Source organism: Pseudomonas sp. NS1(2017) (assembly GCF_002269425.1).
Taxonomy (GTDB): Bacteria; Pseudomonadota; Gammaproteobacteria; order Pseudomonadales; family Pseudomonadaceae; genus Aquipseudomonas; species Aquipseudomonas reactans.
In genome coordinates this window covers 4,331,583-4,348,821 of sequence record NZ_CP022960.1, presented here as the reverse complement: position 1 = coordinate 4,348,821, position 17,239 = coordinate 4,331,583, and the positions used below count along the sequence as shown (strand labels likewise).

Genomic DNA, 17,239 nt, shown 5'->3' with positions numbered 1-17,239 from the left:
TGTGGTGTGGATGGTTTACACCTACTTCAAGGATATCCCCAAGGACATCCTCGAAGCCGCGCGCCTGGATGGCGCGACCCTGTGGCAAGAGATGGTCCGCGTACTGTTGCCGATTGCCAAGGGCGGCCTGGCCTCTACTGTGTTGCTGTCGCTGATTCTGTGCTGGAACGAGGCGTTCTGGTCGCTGAACCTGACCTCCTCCGCCGCCGCGCCGCTGACCGCGTTGATCGCCTCTTACTCCAGCCCCGAAGGCTTGTTCTGGGCCAAATTGTCCGCCGTGTCGACCCTGGCCTGCGCGCCGATCCTGATCTTTGGCTGGATCAGCCAGAAACAGCTGGTGCGCGGTTTGTCCTTCGGCGCCGTCAAATAATAATTCCTAGCGGAGGCTCATCATGGCCAACCTGAAAATCAAGAATCTGCAAAAAGGCTTCGAAGGCTTTTCCATCATCAAGGGCATCGACCTTGAAGTGAACGACAAGGAATTCGTGGTCTTCGTCGGCCCGTCGGGCTGCGGTAAGTCCACCCTGCTGCGCCTGATCGCCGGCCTGGAAGAAGTCAGCGAAGGCACCATCGAACTGGACGGCCGCGACATTACCGAAGTGACCCCGGCCAAGCGCGACCTGGCGATGGTGTTCCAGACCTACGCGCTGTACCCGCACATGAGCGTGCGCAAGAACATGTCGTTTGCCCTGGACCTGGCCGGTGTCGACAAGAAGCTGGTAGAGAGCAAGGTCAGCGAAGCGGCGCGCATCCTGGAACTGGGCCCGCTGCTGGAGCGCAAGCCCAAGCAGTTGTCCGGCGGCCAGCGCCAGCGTGTGGCCATCGGCCGCGCGATTGTGCGTAACCCGAAGATCTTCCTGTTCGACGAACCGCTGTCCAACCTCGACGCCGCCCTGCGCGTGCAGATGCGCCTGGAACTGGCGCGCCTGCATAAAGAGCTGCAAGCGACCATGATCTACGTGACCCACGACCAGGTGGAGGCGATGACCCTGGCCGACAAAGTGGTCGTGCTGAACAGTGGCCGTATCGAGCAGGTCGGCTCGCCGCTGGAGCTGTATCACCAGCCAGCCAACCTGTTTGTGGCGGGTTTCCTCGGCACGCCGAAGATGGGTTTCCTCAAAGGCAAGGTCACCCGTGTTGAAAGCCAAAGCTGCGAAGTGCAGTTGGACGCGGGCACGTTGATCAACCTGCCGCTGAGTGGCGCCACCCTGAGCGTGGGCAGCGCCGTGACCCTGGGCATTCGTCCGGAACACCTGGAAATCGCCTCTCCTGGCCAGACGACTCTGACCGTCACCGCCGACGTCGGCGAGCGCCTGGGCAGCGACACCTTCTGCCACGTCATCACCGCCAACGGCGAGCCGCTGACCATGCGGATCCGTGGCGACATGGCCAGCCAGTACGGCGAAACGCTGCACCTGCACCTGGACCCGGCGCACTGCCATCTGTTCGACACCGACGGTGTTGCCGTGGCCCGCCCACTGCGCGCTGCCGCCTGATTTCGCGAGACTTTGCTGATGAAACTGAATAAACAGAACCTCACCCAGTTGGCACCGCACGTGAAGCTACCCACCTATGCGATTGCCAGCACCACGCAGGGCATCGCCCATATCGGCGTCGGCGGTTTCCATCGCGCGCATCAGGCGTATTACACCGACGCGCTGATGAACACCGGCATCGGCCTGGACTGGAGCATCTGCGGCGTCGGCCTGCGGGCCGAAGACCGCAAGGCCCGCGACGACCTGGCCGGCCAGGACTACTTGTTCACCTTGTATGAGCTGGGCGATACCGACGACACCGAAGTGCGTGTGATCGGCTCGATCAGTGACATGCTGCTGGCCGAAGACGGCGCCCAGGCGCTGATCGACAAACTGGCCGACCCGGCGATCCGTATCGTCTCGCTGACCATCACCGAAGGCGGCTACTGCATCGACGACAGCAACGGCGAGTTCATGGCTCACCTGCCGCAGATCCAACATGATCTGGCGCACCCAAGCACCCCGAAGACCGTGTTCGGCTTTATCTGCGCCGCGCTGACCCAACGCCGCGCCGCCGGCACCCCGGCTTTTACCGTGATGTCCTGCGATAACCTGCCGCATAACGGCGCCGTGACGCGCAAGGCGCTGCTGGCCTTCGCCGCACTGCACAACGCCGAACTGCACGACTGGATCAAGGCCAACGTGAGCTTTCCGAACGCCATGGTCGACCGCATCACGCCAATGACCAGCACCGCGCACCGCCTGCAACTGCATGATGACCACGGTATCGACGATGCCTGGCCAGTGGTGTGTGAACCCTTTGTGCAGTGGGTGCTGGAAGACAAGTTCGTCAACGGTCGCCCGGCCTGGGAAAAGGTCGGTGTGCAGTTCACCGATGACGTCACGCCCTATGAAGAAATGAAAATCGGCCTGCTCAACGGCAGCCACCTGGCACTGACCTACCTGGGGTTTCTCAAGGGTTATCGGTTTGTGCACGAAACCATGAACGACCCGGTATTTGTTGCCTACATGCGCGCCTACATGGACCTGGATGTCACGCCAAACCTGGCGCCGGTGCCAGGCATCGACCTGACGGACTACAAGCAGACGCTGGTGGACCGCTTCTCCAACCAGGCGATTGCCGACCAACTGGAGCGCGTGTGCTCGGATGGCTCGTCGAAGTTTCCCAAGTTCACCGTACCGACCATCAACCGCTTGATTGCCGATGGGCGCGAGACTGAGCGTGCGGCGTTGGTTGTTGCGGCCTGGGCTTTGTATTTGAAGGGCGTGGACGAGAATGGGGTGCGCTACACGATCCCGGATCCGCGTGCGGAATTTTGCCAGGGACTGGTGAGCGATGATGCGCTGATCAGCCGGCGTTTACTGGGTGTGGAAGAGATTTTTGGCAAGGCTATTCCCAATTCGCCTGAGTTTGTGGCAGCGTTCGAGCGGTGCTACAAAAGCCTGCAGGAAGTGGGTGTGAGCAGGACCCTGGAACGGTTACTCGCCAACCTCAACTGAAGGCTCTCGCCATGACCCAGCAAAACCTGTTTCTCGGCATCGACTGCGGCACCCAAGGCACCAAGGCTATCGTGCTCGACGCCACGAGCGGCAAGGTGCTGGGCCTGGGCGCTGCGGCACACACATTGATCAGCGGCGCCAATGGCCGTCGCGAGCAACACACCCTGGAATGGCTGGATGCCTTTACCGAAGCCACCCATCGTGCCTTGCAACAGGCCGGTGTGGACGGCCAGGACATCCTCGGTATCGGCGTTTCCGGCCAGCAGCATGGTTTGGTGCTGCTGGATGAGCAAGGCCAGGTGCTGCGCCCGGCCAAGCTGTGGTGCGACACCGAAACCGCGCCGGAAAACGAAAGGCTCTTGCAACACTTGGGCGGCGAAAGCGGTTCCCTGGAACGCCTCGGCGTGGCGATTGCACCGGGCTACACCGTGTCCAAGCTGCTGTGGACCCGCGAACAACACCCGGACATCTTCGCGCACATCGCGCATATCCTGCTGCCCCACGACTACCTCAATTACTGGCTCACCGGCCGCGCCGTCGCGGAATACGGCGATGCATCGGGCACCGGCTACTTCAACGTGCGCACCCGTGAATGGGATGTGGCGCTGCTCAAGCACATCGATCCGAGCGGTCGTCTAGAGCGGGCGCTGCCACAACTGATTGAAGCCCATCAAAGCGTCGGCACCGTTCTTCCAGCCATTGCCGAACGCCTGGGCATCAACCCCAACGCCATCGTCTCCAGCGGCGGTGGCGACAACATGATGGGCGCCATCGGCACTGGCAACATTGCCCCTGGCGTGATCACCATGAGCCTCGGCTCGTCGGGCACCGTGTATGCCTTTGCCGACCAACCCAGCGTCAGCCCGCAAGCCTCGGTGGCCACCTTCTGTTCATCCAGCGGTGGCTGGCTGCCGTTGATCTGTACCATGAACCTGACCAACGCCACTGGGGTGATCCGCGAGCTGTTCGACCTCGATCTGGTTGCGTTCAACGCCTTGGTCGAGCAAGCACCGATAGGCGCCGACGGCGTGAGCATGCTGCCGTTCCTCAACGGCGAACGCGTGCCTGCCCTGCCCCACGCCACCGGCAGCCTGCACGGGCTGACCATGACCAACCTGACCCGTGCCAACCTGTGCCGCGCGGTGGTCGAAGGCACCACCTTCGGCCTGCGCTACGGTCTGGACCTGCTGCGCCAGACCGGCCTGCAGAGCCAGAGCATCCGCCTGATCGGCGGCGGTTCGAAAAGCCCGGTCTGGCGGCAGATGGTCGCCGATATCATGAACACCGAAGTGGTCTGTACCGAACAAAGTGAAGCCGCCGCCCTGGGCGCGGCGATCCAGGCGGCGTGGAGCCAGTCCGGCGAGTCCCTGGCCAGCCTGTGCGACAAATGCGTGAGCGTCGACCCAACCAGCCGCACGCTGCCGGTCGCGGCCAGTGTCAGCGCGTATCAACACGCCTACGAGCGCTACCAGCAGCTTGTGGCAACCCTTTAAGAGCGAACGACTATGTATCTGGTGTGTGGTGAAGCGCTGTTTGATTTTTTCAGCGAGGAAGATGCCAGCGGGCAGGCGTCCAAGGTCAATTACAAGGCGATTGCCGGCGGTTCGCCGTTCAACGTCGCGGTAGGCTTGCGCCGCCTGGGTATCGAGGCGGGCTTGTTCGGCGGCTTGTCCACCGACTTCCTTGGCCGCCGCTTACTGCAGGTGCTCAAGGATGAGGGCGTCAGCGAGCAGTTCCTGGTGGAATTTGCGGCGCCGACCACTTTGTCGATGGTCGCCGTGGGCGCCAATGGCTCACCGCAGTACAACTTCCGGGGTGAAGGCTGCGCCGACCGATTGCTGGAAGTCAGCCATCTGCCCGAGCTGGGTGATGACATCCGTGGCCTGCATATCGGCTCGTTCTCGCTGGTGGTGCAACCCATCGGCGACACCCTGCTGAGCCTGGTCAAGCGCGAAAGCGGCAAGCGCCTGATCAGCCTCGACCCCAACGTGCGGCTTAACCCGCAGCCGGATATCCAACTGTGGCGCGACCGCGTGGGCGAGTTGGTCAAACACGCCGACCTGATCAAAGTCAGCGACGAAGACCTGCACCTGCTTTATCCCGATCAGTCGCCGGAAAGCGTGTTGCAGGGTTGGCTGCAACACCGTTGCCAGTTGGTGTTCCTGACCCGTGGTGGCGACGGCGCCAGTGTGTTCAGCCGTCAATATGGCCACTGGTCTGCGCCGGCAGTGAAGGTGGTGATGGCGGATACCGTAGGCGCCGGCGATACCTTCCAGGCCGCGTTGATTGCCTGGTTGACCGAGCAGCAGCTTGACTCGGTAGAGGGCCTGCAACAGCTCACGCGGGAACAGGTCGACGCCATGCTGGGCTTTGCCGTTCGCGCCGCTGCATTGACCTGCACCAAGACCGGTCCGGACCTGCCTTACCGCCATCAGGTGAGCTGAACCCGGCAGCAACATGACCAATGTGCCACCACGCAGGCCACGTATTCCGTGGCCTGCGCGCGTTTATATAAACATTGCCATGTAGGAAAACTCTGCTAAACCCCAACAGGAGCAGTAATTACAATAGATGCAGGACAGACCCATGCAAAAGAGCAACGGTTTTTCAACCCGCGCCGTTTTAGCTGTCGGCCTTCTCTCACTGCAGTACACCACATCACAACAATCCTACGCTGCCTGCACACTCACTCCCGGTCCGGGCAACGACACATTTATTTGCGACAGCGGCACCAGTGCCGGCCTGACCGATCTCCTGGGCAATAACAGCCTGACCCTGCCTGCAGGTGGCAGCGGCGTCATCAACGGCAGCGTCATCTTCGGTCCTGGGACGGACGCCGTGCGGATCGATTCCGGCCAGATCAACGGCGCCGTACAGCAAGGCCCCGGCATTGATGACTTCATCATGACTGGCGGGCAAATCCAGTCCCTGGCACAGGGCGACGGCCGTGACATTTTCCGGATGACTGACGGCATCATCGTCGGTGCGTTCGAGGACGGCGACGTGGCGCAGCAGACCGGTGGCACCATCGGTCGGGTCGACATGAAGCTGGATAACAACCTCTACGACATGTCCGGCGGCGCAATCCTCGGCAATCTGGTCACTGCCTTCGGTACCGACACCATCATCGTCTCCGGCGGCAGCATCGGCGGCAATATCAGCACCAGCGGCGGCGACGACAGCATCACCGTCAGTGGCGGCGTGATCAATGGCGAGATCCGCGCCAGCGTCGGCAACGACACGTTCAACTGGCTCAATGGCGGCCAGATCAAATCGGCGGTGCTGATGGGCGATGGCGACGATAGCGCGTTGCTGCGCGGACTCAGCGAAAGCCTGCTGGCTGCTACGCCGTCCATCGACGGCGGCCTGGGCAACGATCAACTGACCTTCGACAGCACGACGTCCAGCACGGCGGCCCGCTATATCGGCTGGGAAACGGTCAATCTCACCAACACTTCGCGCTTCGACCTGGCGGGCGATTTTTTCCTGGGTGACAGCGCAAGCAATACCGGCACCTTCAACATTGACGGCAGCAGTACGCTGGCCGTGACCCAAGGCAGCGTGCGGCCCTATCTCGCCGGCCAACTGGCGACGCTGAACAACGCCGGCAAGATCGACATGACCACCGGCAGCGCCACCGCCAACGATGCGCTGACGGTGCATGGCAACTACGTAGGCAATAACGGCCAGCTGTGGCTGCAGACCGTGCTGGGCGATGAAAACTCTGCGACGGACAAACTGGTGGTGTCCGGTGGCACGCTGAGTGGCCATACCCAATTGGCGGTGAGCAACCTCGGCGGCGTCGGGGGCTTTACCCGCAATAACGGGATCGAGGTGGTGCAGGCGCTCAACGGCGCGGTGAGCAGTACCGATGCCTTCTCGTTGAAGGGCTCGGTCTCGGCCGGGGCCTATGAATACTTGCTGTTCAAGGGCGGCGTGACGGCCGGTACCGAAAACAACTGGTACCTGCGCTCGTCGGTGGTTGCCGTGCAACCGCCGGCGGTGCCACCCGTGCCACCGACACCACCGGTGGTGGTACCCGTACCGCCCATTCCGGCGACACCGCCCGTGGTCGACCCCGACGAGCCGCCAGTGGAACCGCCGACCTCGCAACCCGTCGCACCGATCTCGCCCCCCGCCCCGCCGCCCAGCCAGGTGGCGGCAGGCAACTCGCCGCAATCCGCCGCGAGCAACCCGGCGCTGCCGACGGCCATTGCCGGTGCTGAGCCCATCCCGCTGTACCGCTTGGAAGTGCCGGTGTATTCGGTGGTGGTGCCCGCTGCACAGTTGATGACCCTGCAAGCGCTGGGCACCTTTCATGATCGCCAAGGCGAACAAAGCCTGCTGACCGAAACCGGCACGGTGCCGGCAGGCTGGGGGCGTACCTATGGCAGCGACTTCAACAAGCACTGGTCGGGCACCGTGGCGCCGAGCTTCGACGGTTCGGTGAAGGGCTATCAGGTCGGTCATGACCTGTATGCATCCGAAACCAGCGGCGGGCAGATTCAGCGCTTCGGGCTGTTTATCGGCCAAAGTCGCCTGAACGGGGACGTAAAAGGTTTCTCGATGGGCTGGCAGAACAATCGTTCCGGACGGGTCAAACTCGATGGCGATCACGTCGGTGCCTACTGGACGCTCACTGATCCGACCGGTTGGTATGTGGATCTGGTGGCGATGGGCACGCGCCTGAAGGGCGACAACAAGTCCGAGCGGGGTATAAAGATGGACACCAAAGGCCATGCCCTGGCGCTGTCCGCCGAAGCCGGCTACCCGATTGCCGTTTCCGAGCATTGGGTCGTGGAACCGCAGGCCCAGGTGATCCGCCAGACGATCGACCTGGACAGCCAGAACGACGGTATTTCCAGGGTCTCGTTCGACTCCCAGGAGTACTGGACCGGCCGCCTCGGCGCTCGCCTCAAGGGTCGCTATCTGATGAATAACACACCGGTCGAACCTTATCTGCGGGCCAACGCCTGGCGCACATTCGGTGGCAGCGACACGGTGACTTACGATGATGTGGATCGCATCAAGAGCGATCACAAGTCGTCCACGGCGGATGTGGGTGTCGGCGTGGTTGCGCGGCTGTCGTCTTCGGTGAGCGTCTACTTGGCCGCCGACTACAACACCACCCTGGACAGCAACGCGATGGAGGGTGTCAGCGGCAATGCCGGGGTGCGGATGAGCTGGTAAACATGAAGGTTTTGTCAGCCCGGCAAACATTAATCGATGGTTAATCCCGCGAGTCGAGAGTGAAGCTGTACCCACTTGCGGAGAACCACCATGAAACTGCGCACGTTAATGCTTGGCGGCGCCCTGGCACTGGCAGCAGTGTCAGGCCTGGCCCAGGCTGACGATTCAAACGCCGTCAAAACCGTTCCTTACCAGTACGGCATGCCGATGAATATCGCCAAAGTCTTGGCGATGAACGAAACCCAGACCGATGAATGCAAAGTCATCAAGGCAGATATCAAGTTTTTGGATAAGGCGGGCAAAGTCGAAGACGTGAGCTACCGGAAGATGTCCGAAGCGTGCGATTTCCAGAACTGATTGGCGGGGTTGAACTGCACTGGGCCTGGCAATCACCAGGCCCACAGGTCAAGCTCAAGCATTCTCAGTAAGCTCGCCCTCCTACGCGTTGCAGGACAGGGCTGTGCGCGTGCTTGAGGTCTTCGCGCAACCCGGTGATCAGGTTGCAAATGGCTCGACTGCTGTCGAGTCTGTCCGCGTTGATGCCTTTGACTTCCAAATCCACCCGGTCACGGTCGCGGTCGTCGTAGACCTTGATCGTCAGCGAAGCATCTTCGGCTTTGGTGCATTCGCACCGTTTAGGCAGGAAACTTCCTTCAATAATGCTGCGAAGCTCTAGTTCCGAAAGCATGGTCAACCTCTCCTTTTATGAGACTGCCAACAGAGTGTTGTTATGTATCCGGCGGGCGCTCACCCGCTGCGTCTTGCCGACCCTGGCAGACGCTTACAACACCCAAGCCTACTCGGCAAAACCATCCTTCGTTGTAACCTTTCCTCATAAGCCCAATGGTGCGTTATATAAGCTAAATTGCAGTGTTTGAATCATCGTCGAACCCCTTCGATTAAACGGTTAACCCAGCACTTCGGCGTGCACGGCGCCCTGCGCAGCCACTCTTTCAGCAACATGTCGCAAACTATCGAAGTTGATATTCGCCCCGGAATTGATCGCCACCAGCGTCTTTCCGCGCAGCAGGTGACGGGTGACATACTTGCGAACCCCCGCCACTGCCAACGCACCTGAAGGCTCGGTGATCGAGCGCGTATCGTCGTAGATCAGCTTGATCGCGCTGCACAGTTCGTCGTTGCTGACCGTAATGACGTCATCCACCCACTCCCGGCAAATTTCAAACCCATAGGCGCCTACCTGCGCTACCGCCGTGCCGTCGGCGAACCCGTCGACACTGGGCAGCACCACCCTTTCGCCGGCACGCAGCGCCGCCAACAGACAGCTTGAGCCCTCAGGCTCGACGCCGATGATGCGCACCTCGGGCCGCAGGTATTTGACGTAGGCGGCGATCCCGGCGATCAGGCCACCCCCGCCTACCGGCACAAATATCGCGTCCAGGGCACCTTGCTGCTGGCGCAGGATTTCCATGGCCACAGTGCCTTGGCCGGCAATCACGTCGGGATCGTCGAAGGGCGAGACAAAGGTGCATCCCGAGGTTTCAGCCAGTTGCAGCGCGTGGGCCAAGGCAAAGGGGAAGCTCTCGCCATGCAAGACCGCTTCAGCGCCACGGGAACGCACGCCGAGCACCTTCAACTCCGGCGTGGTGCTGGGCATGACGATCCGCGCCTGGATCCCCAACTCCCTTGCTGCCAGCGCCACGCCCTGGGCATGGTTGCCAGCCGATGCCGTGATCACGCCGCGCGCCTTTTGCTCGTCGCTCAACTGCACCAGTTTGTTGTAGGCGCCACGGATCTTGAAGGAAAAGGTTGGCTGCAAGTCTTCGCGCTTGAGCAGCACCTGGTTGCCCAGCAACGCCGACAACGCCGGTGCAGCCTGCAGAGGCGTGCGCACCGCCAGGTCGTAGACCGGCGCGGCGAGGATCTTTTTTACGTAATGCTCAAGGAGTGCCGAGTCGGCGGTACTGGTGCTCATAGGTGTTTCCTGGCTTTTTGTTCAAGGTCCAGGAGACGGAAAAACAAAACCCGCCTCTAGGGCGGGTTTGGGTACAGCCGTGCGCTATCCCGCCAAATGAGGAATGGCGGTAATAATGCTTGGCTGGCTGCGAAAGGTTTGAAAAGTCATGCCACGAAATTAACCGTCGACGGCTGGACAAGTCAACAAAAGGTTTACTCTGAACATACGAAACGTATACGCTTTGTATATCAACCCAGCACAGTGAACCCCATGGGCATCGTCAAGATCACCGACCAACTGCACGAACAACTGCGCCTGGCCAGCGCTGCGATGGACCGCTCCATCAACGCCCAGGCCGAATTCTGGATCAAGATCGGCCTGCTCGCCGAGCTCAATCCCCACCTGCCCTACAATGAATTGATCAACAAACTGTTGCTGGACAAACCCGACCTGATCCGGGGGCGCAGTTGATGATCAAGACTGCCGCCCAACTGGCCGTGATGCGTGAATCCGGGCGCCTGCTGGCCCAGGTCTTTACCATGCTTGACGGGTTCGTCGCCGTTGGCCGCTCCACCCTGGAGCTGGACGCCGCCGTCGAAGCCTTCATCCGCAACGACCTCAAGGCCCGCCCAGCCAGCCTGGGCCAATACGACTACCCCTTCTCCATCAACACCTCGATCAACGAAGTGGTGTGTCATGGCATGCCCAGCGCCAAGGACATCCTCAAGGACGGCGACATCATCAACATCGACATCACCCTGGAAAAAGGTGGCTTCATTGCCGACTCCAGCAAGATGTACATGATCGGCAGCGTCGCGCCCAAGGCCCAACGCCTGGTCGAGAAAACCTTCGAAGCCATGTGGGCCGGTATCCGCCAGGTCAAGCCCGGCGCACGCCTGGGCGATATCGGCCACGCTATCCAGAGCCACGCGCAAGCCAATGGCTACAGCGTGGTCCGCGAATATTGCGGCCACGGCATTGGCCGACAGATGCATGAAGAACCACAGGTCCTGCACTTTGGCCGTCCCGGAACGGGGTTGGAGCTACGCGAAGGCATGGTGTTTACCGTTGAACCGATGCTCAACCAGGGCAGCTCGAAAGTGCGCAGCCTCAAGGATGGCTGGACGGTGGTCACCAAGGACAACAGCCTGTCGGCGCAGTGGGAACATACCGTGGCGGTGACGGCGGATGGGTTTGAAGTGCTGACGCTGCAACCTTCACCCTTGTAGGAGCTGCCTTGCCGGCGATGGCATCGCTGCGGTTTTCCTGAAACACCGCGTTGCCTGCATCGCCGGCAAGCCAGCTCCTACAAGGATCGGTGTTCACACGACATTCGAGCCGCCGGCTATTCGTTTGAGCCCCAACACCATCAGCCCTCCTCCGAGCCCCATCGCCGCCAGAAACAACGGATACGACACCCACCACGGCGTCCCCGCCGTCATCATGCTGAACTCCGACATGCCGCCGATGCTCGCAATCAGGTTCAGCGGCAGGAACACCACGTTGATCAAGGTGAGCTTGCGCAATAGGTTGTTCATGCTGTTGTTCATCAGGTTGCCACGGGCGTCGATCAGCCCGGAAAACACGTTGGAATAGATCTCCGCTTGTTTGTAGCACTGGTGGTTCTCGATGATCAGATCGTCGATCAGCGCCAGTATCTCCGAACTGAAATGCTCCTTTTCCGCGTGGTTGCGCAACCGCGAAAGCACCGCGCCGTTGCTGTGCAGCGCGTTGATGTAATAGATCAGGCTTTCGCTGAGGCTGAACATCTGCATCAGGTGGTGGTTGCTCATGGATGCATTGAACTGCTGCTGCAATTCCCGCGCGACCAGCTTGATCACCTTGAGGTGGCCCAGGTAGTGGTGGATGTTGTTGAGCAACAGGTCGAGCAGCACATCCAGCGGCGTGTGCAACGGGCGGCGCTTGCCGAGGCCGGTCAGCGGGGTTTCGTCGGTGGCGATCACCAGCAGGCGGCCAGGCGAAAACAGCAGGCCGCAGGACGACACCTCGAACACCAGGTTGCCGCCACCGGAGTAGTTTTCCGGGCGCTTCCAGATCAGGAACAGATTGTCCGGGTGAAACTCGATGCGCGAGACTTCGTCGGGGTCCAGCGCCGAGGCCAGGGCGTGCTCGTCGAGCTTGTGGTGGTCGCGCAGCCACTCGCGCTCGGCCAGGTCAGGGTTGTTGAACAACTGGATTGGGGCATCGTCTCGTTCCCCACTGTGCAGCTTGCCATCGGTCAGTTCGAAACGCTGGATCATCGGCGGGTCACCAGACCTGGCCCTGACGCTTCAACTCCAGGCGCCGCACAAACTCCTCCAGCACCAGCCCATACAGATCGTCCTGCAAATAGGCATCTTCGATACCTGCGTCCAGGTTGGGGTTGTCGTTCACTTCGATCACCACCACCTTGTCGCCGGACTGCTTGAGGTCGACGCCGTAGAGGCCATCGCCGATCAGGTTGGCGGTCTTCACGGCCAGTTCCACCACCGCTTTGGGCGCTTCATGGACCGCCAGGGTGCGGCACTCACCGTTGATGGCCTGGCCGATGGCCTTGTGGTTGTAGATCTGCCAGTGGCCCTTGGACATAAAGTACTGGCAGGCAAAGATCGGCTTGCGATTGAGTACGCCGATACGCCAGTCGTACTCGGTGTAGAAAAACTCCTGGGCCAGCAACAGCACCGAATGTTCGAACAATTCGGCGGTGGCCTTGAGCAAGGCTTCCTGGCTTTCTACCTTGATCACGCCTCGCGAGAAACAGCCGTCGGGGATCTTCAGCACCAGCGGGAACCCCAGGCGCTCGCCGACCCGTTCGAAGTCTTCCGGTCGCTCCTTGTAGAGGATTTCGGTGGCGGGCATGCCCAGTTGGTGACTGTTGAGCAGGTCGGTGAGGTAGACCTTGTTGGTGCAGCGCAGGATTGACGCCGGGTCGTCCATCACCACCAGGCCTTCGCTTTCGGCTTTCTTGGCGAAGCGGTAGGTGTGGTTGTCGACGCTGGTGGTCTCGCGGATCAGCAAGGCGTCGTATTCGGCCAGGCGCGAATAGTCCTTGCGCTCGATCAACTCCACATCGATGCCCAGGCCCTTGCCAACGCGGATGAAATTATCCAGGGCCTTGGCGTTGGACGGCGGCAATTGCTCTTGGGGGTCGTGCAGGATGGCCAGGTCATAACGGGCCAGGCGACGTGAACGCGGCTGGCGCCAGATCTTGCGGCTGAAGTTGTCCAGCGCGTGGGCGAATTGATCTTCCTGATCGTCGCGCAACTTGTGCAGCACGCCCGATTTAACCCCTTCAATATGCCAACCGTTATTTTTTTTAAAATCAACTAACAAGATCGGGCATGGAAAGGCTTCAAACAACTGACGGGCCAAGTCCTGCAACGGCTCTATATTGGTCCGGCCAAAATAAAGTGTCAGGGTAAAGCCTTCGGTATTGCTGTAGAGATGATGACTCAAGGCTTTATCGAGGGTTTTATCCAGGTCATCCAGGGCCAGCCCGTACAGCGACTTCTTCGTCAGTTCGCTGATGGTACGCACCGACGGAATTACCTTATGCCCGCGAGCTTCAGCCAGCAGAGAGCAGTAGTAACCGTGCCCCAGGTACTTGTAGCTGCGGCACAGGTTGATCACCTGTACGCGCTTGCCAGTCTCGTTTTCACGGGTCTGCTCCAGGTATTCCTGGGCGGTGACGATGTCTTCGCTGGGGAAGTAGGAGGCCCAATCTTCCTTGCGCTCCACAATGATCACGACTTGACTATTGCCTTTCGGTGGTGCGGAAAAATAACCTGTATTAGTTATTGTCGCCGCGAGGGTTTGCTCGGATACTTCACGCCAATGACCTTGTACCGCCGACATAATATTTGATCCGCTTTAGAGAACTCGACCTTTTCTATTAAGCACGATCTTTTAGAGAAGTCCCGTTTCGTTACGCAACTTTTACGGCGGTCATATGGCTCTTTGCTTTCGCGTTGCAACCCGCTTGGATGTGCCCGGATTGGTGGCACTGGAACAGCACTGCTTCACCACTGACCGGCTGTCACGGCGCAGTTTCCAGTGGATGGTCAGCCGCGCCCATGGCCAGTTGCTGGTGGCGGACAATGACGGGCAATTGCTCGGTTATGCGCTGGTGTTGTTCCACCGCGGGACCTCGTTGGCGCGTCTGTATTCCATCGCCATTACCGAAGCTGCGCGTGGCATGGGGTTAGGTAAACAGCTGCTGAGCCGCGTTGAAGCTATCGCCGTGGCACGGGGTTGCACCCGCCTACGCCTGGAAGTGCGCACCGACAACCCCGGCGCTCTCAGCCTCTATGAGCGCAACGGTTATCGGCGCTTTGCCCTGATCGACGCCTATTACGAAGACCACACCGCCGCCCTTCGGTTAGAAAAGACCTTGTCTCTTGTAGGAGCGAGCTTGCTCGCGAAGATCGCCCAGACACCGCGTTAAACCAGGAGTCTCGCGTCATCCTTGACGTTTTTCGCGAGCAAGCTCGCTCCTACAGCGGCCTTGGCTTCCAGCTCGCGCACCAGCGGTAACACGCGTTTGCCGAAATACTCGACTTCTTCCTGGAAATGCAGGAACCCCGCCAGCACCAGGTCCACCCCCACCGCCTTGAGCGCGACGATGCGCTCGGCAATCTGCTGGGGCGTGCCGATCAGGTTGGTCTTGAAGCCATCGTTGTACTGCACCAGGTCTTCAAAGCTGGATTTGGCCCAGTTGCCCTCGCCTTCCGGCGATGCCTTGCCCGCTTGCTTCGCTGCATCGCCAAAGGCATTCACCGCCTCCGGGTCGGCCTTGTCGATGATCTCCGCGAGCACGGCGCGGGCTTCTTCCTCGGTGTCGCGGGCGATCACGAAGGCGTTGACGCCGACTTTGACCGAATGGTTGTTCGCCGCCGCTTTCGCGCGAATGTCATCGACCTGGGCCTTGATGCCTTCCGGGGTGTTGCCGTTGGTGAAGTACCAGTCCGACACCCGCGCCGCCATGTCCCGCGCGGCCCGTGAGCTGCCGCCCTGGAACACCTCGGGTTGGCCCAGTGGCTTGGGCTTGAGGGTGTAGTTGTTGAAGCGGTAGAAGTCGCCCTTGAAGGTGAAATCGTCCTGGGTCCAGATGCCTTTGAGGGCGCGGATGAACTCTTCGGAACGGCGATAACGCTCATCGTGCTCCAGCCAGTGTTCGCCGATGGCCTGGAACTCGCCCTTGAACCAGCCGCTGACGATGTTCACGGCGATACGGCCGTTGGTGAGCTGATCGATAGTCGCCAGTTGCTTGGCCGCCAACGCCGGTTGCCAGGGGCCTGGCAGGATCGCGGCGATCACCTTGAGCGTGGTGGTCGCGGCCAGCAGTGCATGGCTGAATGCCACGGATTCATGCTGGTTTTCGGCACCGTAGCCCGCAGTGAAGCGGATCTGGGTGAGGCCGTATTCGAAGCCGGCGGCTTCCGCCAGTTGCGCCAGTTTGCGGTTGTAGTCGATGCCCCAGTGGGTGCGTTGTTCGATCTTGCTGACCACCAACCCACCGCTGACGTTGGGCACCCAGTAGGCAAATTTCACGGCTTGCTGACTCATCTCGCGTTTCCTCGCACAAAGGGGATGTACCAGGGCTTGAGCAGCAAGCGTGCCAGGCCGGGGAAACACCCGGGCCAGGGGCGTTACACGCAATACCGCATGCAGGCGTCGATGTCGCAGAGTGGGCGGGTTTGTCGATCAGCTGTTGCCAGGGCAACAGTGGCTGAACGCTTTAGCCCATGAATACGGGCGCCGATACCCGGCACGGAGTGTGCAATCCCCCTTGCATTGATCACTGCCCAGGAACCTTGCCCATGACCGAACAACACGTCATCAACCCGCTGTCCACCGGTGTCGACTACCCGACACTGGCTGCGCGCTTCCGTCCGATTTTCCAACGCATCGCCGACGGTGCCGTAGAGCGCGAACAATCCCGCACCCTGCCCCATGAACCGATTCAATGGCTCAAGGAAGCGGGCTTTGGCGCGGTGCGCGTGCCGGTGGAATATGGCGGCGGGGGTGCTTCCCTGCCGCAATTGTTCGAACTGCTGATCGAGCTGGCCGAAGCCGACTCCAACGTGCCCCAGGCTTTGCGTGGGCACTTCGCGTTTGCCGAAGATCGTCTGAACGCCCCGCCCAGTGCCGGCCGGGATCTGTGGTTCAAGCGGTTCGTGGACGGCGATATCGTCGGCTGCGCCTGGACCGAGATTGGCAACGTGGCGATCGGCGATGTGGTCACCCAGGTCAGTCCTGATGGCGATGGCTGGAAGCTCAACGGAGAGAAGTTCTACAGCACGGGTAGCATCTTTGCCGACTGGATTGATGTGTACGCCCAGCGCAGCGACACCGGTGGTGATGTGATCGCTGCCACTCGCGCCCGGCAGCCTGGGGTGGTGCACAGCGATGATTGGGACGGCTTTGGCCAGCGCACTACCGGCAGCGGCACATCGCGCTTTACCGACGCGGTGGTGGATGCGGAAAACGTCATCGACTTTGCCAGCCGGTTTAAATACCAGACGGCGTTCTATCAGTTGGTGTTACTTGCCAGTTTGGCGGGGATTGGGCGTGCGGCCTTGCGCGATGTGGCGCATCAGGTGCGCAGCCGTAAGCGCATCTACAGTCATGGCAATGCGGCGCATGTGAGCCAGGATGCGCAGGTTCTACAGGTGGTGGGGGAAGTGGCGGCGCTGGTGTATGCCGCTGAGGCGAGCGCGCTGAGGGCGGCGCTGCCGGCGCAACGGGCGTATGTGGCGCGGTTTGGGGGGGATGATGCTGCTGAGCGTATAGCCAATGTGGCTGCGGAGATTGAGTCGGCTACGGCGCAGGTGGTGGTGTCGGGGTTGATTCAGCGGGCGACCAGTGAGTTGTTTAATGCGCTGGGGGCTTCGGATGTGCGGCAGGGTAAGGCGCTGGATCGGCATTGGCGGAATGCGCGGACGGTGTCGTCGCATAATCCGGTGATTTATAAGGCGCGGATTGTGGGGGATTGGGTGGTTAATGGGGTGGAGCCGCCGTTTGTTTGGCAGATTGGGAATGGGCGGGGTTGAGCCTGGGTTTTTGGGGGCATATCCGTTGCTGCGGTAATGGCTGAAATTGGTTCCGCCCTTACGGCGGCTCACTTTTGAACAGC

At 60.8% G+C, this 17,239-nt stretch carries 14 protein-coding genes and 2 pseudogenes; 11 read left to right on the top strand and 5 right to left on the bottom strand.

Going from position 1 to position 17,239, the window contains the following annotated elements; all coding sequences use genetic code 11:
- From CI807_RS20490 to CI807_RS20460, 7 genes are all read left to right on the top strand, one after another.
- Positions 1–370: carbohydrate ABC transporter permease (locus CI807_RS20490; protein WP_157742051.1), on the top strand; the 370-nt coding region annotated here is incomplete at its 5' end.
- 22 nt (positions 371–392) lie between these two features.
- Entirely contained in the window at positions 393–1,496 is a 1,104-nt protein-coding gene (locus CI807_RS20485; protein WP_010210760.1) for an ABC transporter ATP-binding protein, read from the top strand.
- Between the two features lie 18 nt (positions 1,497–1,514).
- Positions 1,515–2,996, top strand: coding sequence for a mannitol dehydrogenase family protein (locus CI807_RS20480; protein WP_095015959.1), 1,482 nt, complete (start codon positions 1,515–1,517; stop codon positions 2,994–2,996).
- 11 nt (positions 2,997–3,007) lie between these two features.
- A complete protein-coding gene (xylB, locus tag CI807_RS20475) occupies positions 3,008–4,489 on the top strand; it encodes a xylulokinase (protein ID WP_095015958.1) in 1,482 nt (493 codons plus the stop codon).
- Between the two features lie 12 nt (positions 4,490–4,501).
- The gene (locus tag CI807_RS20470; protein ID WP_095015957.1) at positions 4,502–5,440 is read left to right on the top strand and encodes a carbohydrate kinase; all 939 of its coding nucleotides are present in this window, start codon (positions 4,502–4,504) and stop codon (positions 5,438–5,440) included.
- A 142-nt stretch (positions 5,441–5,582) separates the two neighbouring features.
- Complete coding sequence (locus CI807_RS20465) at positions 5,583–8,186, top strand: autotransporter outer membrane beta-barrel domain-containing protein (RefSeq protein ID WP_095015956.1); 2,604 nt, start codon at positions 5,583–5,585, stop codon at positions 8,184–8,186.
- 90 nt (positions 8,187–8,276) lie between these two features.
- On the top strand, positions 8,277–8,543 hold the full coding sequence (locus CI807_RS20460; RefSeq protein WP_016980359.1) for a DUF2790 domain-containing protein: 267 nt from the start codon (positions 8,277–8,279) through the stop codon (positions 8,541–8,543).
- A gap of 64 nt (positions 8,544–8,607) precedes the next feature.
- Here the strand turns inward: CI807_RS20460 and CI807_RS20455 are convergent, their stop codons facing one another.
- Both CI807_RS20455 and ilvA read right to left on the bottom strand, forming a co-directional pair.
- Complete coding sequence (locus CI807_RS20455; protein ID WP_026000066.1) at positions 8,608–8,874, bottom strand: DUF1652 domain-containing protein; 267 nt, start codon at positions 8,872–8,874, stop codon at positions 8,608–8,610.
- A gap of 261 nt (positions 8,875–9,135) precedes the next feature.
- Positions 9,136–10,122 (bottom strand): annotated as a pseudogene (gene ilvA / locus CI807_RS20450) (threonine ammonia-lyase, biosynthetic); the annotation flags it as partial.
- 252 nt (positions 10,123–10,374) lie between these two features.
- Here ilvA and CI807_RS20445 point away from each other — a divergent pair.
- Positions 10,375–10,575 (top strand): ParD-like family protein, encoded by a 201-nt coding sequence (locus CI807_RS20445; RefSeq protein ID WP_003190946.1) that lies wholly within the window; start codon positions 10,375–10,377, stop codon positions 10,573–10,575.
- Positions 10,575–11,333: a type I methionyl aminopeptidase gene (gene map / locus CI807_RS20440; RefSeq protein WP_095015954.1), complete on the top strand. Its 759-nt coding sequence runs from the start codon at positions 10,575–10,577 to the stop codon at positions 11,331–11,333. Before CI807_RS20445 ends, map begins: the two co-directional genes overlap by 1 nt.
- 93 nt (positions 11,334–11,426) lie before the next feature.
- Here the strand turns inward: map and CI807_RS20435 are convergent, their stop codons facing one another.
- On the bottom strand, positions 11,427–12,365 hold the full coding sequence (locus tag CI807_RS20435) for a magnesium transporter CorA family protein (RefSeq protein ID WP_095015953.1): 939 nt from the start codon (positions 12,363–12,365) through the stop codon (positions 11,427–11,429).
- A gap of 7 nt (positions 12,366–12,372) precedes the next feature.
- The gene (locus tag CI807_RS20430) at positions 12,373–13,959 is read right to left on the bottom strand and encodes a RimK family protein (protein ID WP_095015952.1); all 1,587 of its coding nucleotides are present in this window, start codon (positions 13,957–13,959) and stop codon (positions 12,373–12,375) included.
- Positions 13,960–14,053: 94 nt separating this feature from the next.
- Here CI807_RS20430 and CI807_RS20425 point away from each other — a divergent pair.
- Positions 14,054–14,497, top strand: a pseudogene (locus CI807_RS20425) (GNAT family N-acetyltransferase); the annotation flags it as partial.
- A gap of 47 nt (positions 14,498–14,544) precedes the next feature.
- Here the strand turns inward: CI807_RS20425 and sfnG are convergent.
- Positions 14,545–15,669: a dimethylsulfone monooxygenase SfnG gene (gene sfnG / locus CI807_RS20420; RefSeq protein WP_095015950.1), complete on the bottom strand. Its 1,125-nt coding sequence runs from the start codon at positions 15,667–15,669 to the stop codon at positions 14,545–14,547.
- Positions 15,670–15,923: 254 nt separating this feature from the next.
- Between sfnG and CI807_RS20415 the strand changes: the two genes are divergently transcribed.
- Complete coding sequence (locus CI807_RS20415; RefSeq protein ID WP_095015949.1) at positions 15,924–17,156, top strand: acyl-CoA dehydrogenase family protein; 1,233 nt, start codon at positions 15,924–15,926, stop codon at positions 17,154–17,156.
- The last annotated feature ends 83 nt before the right edge of the window (positions 17,157–17,239 follow it).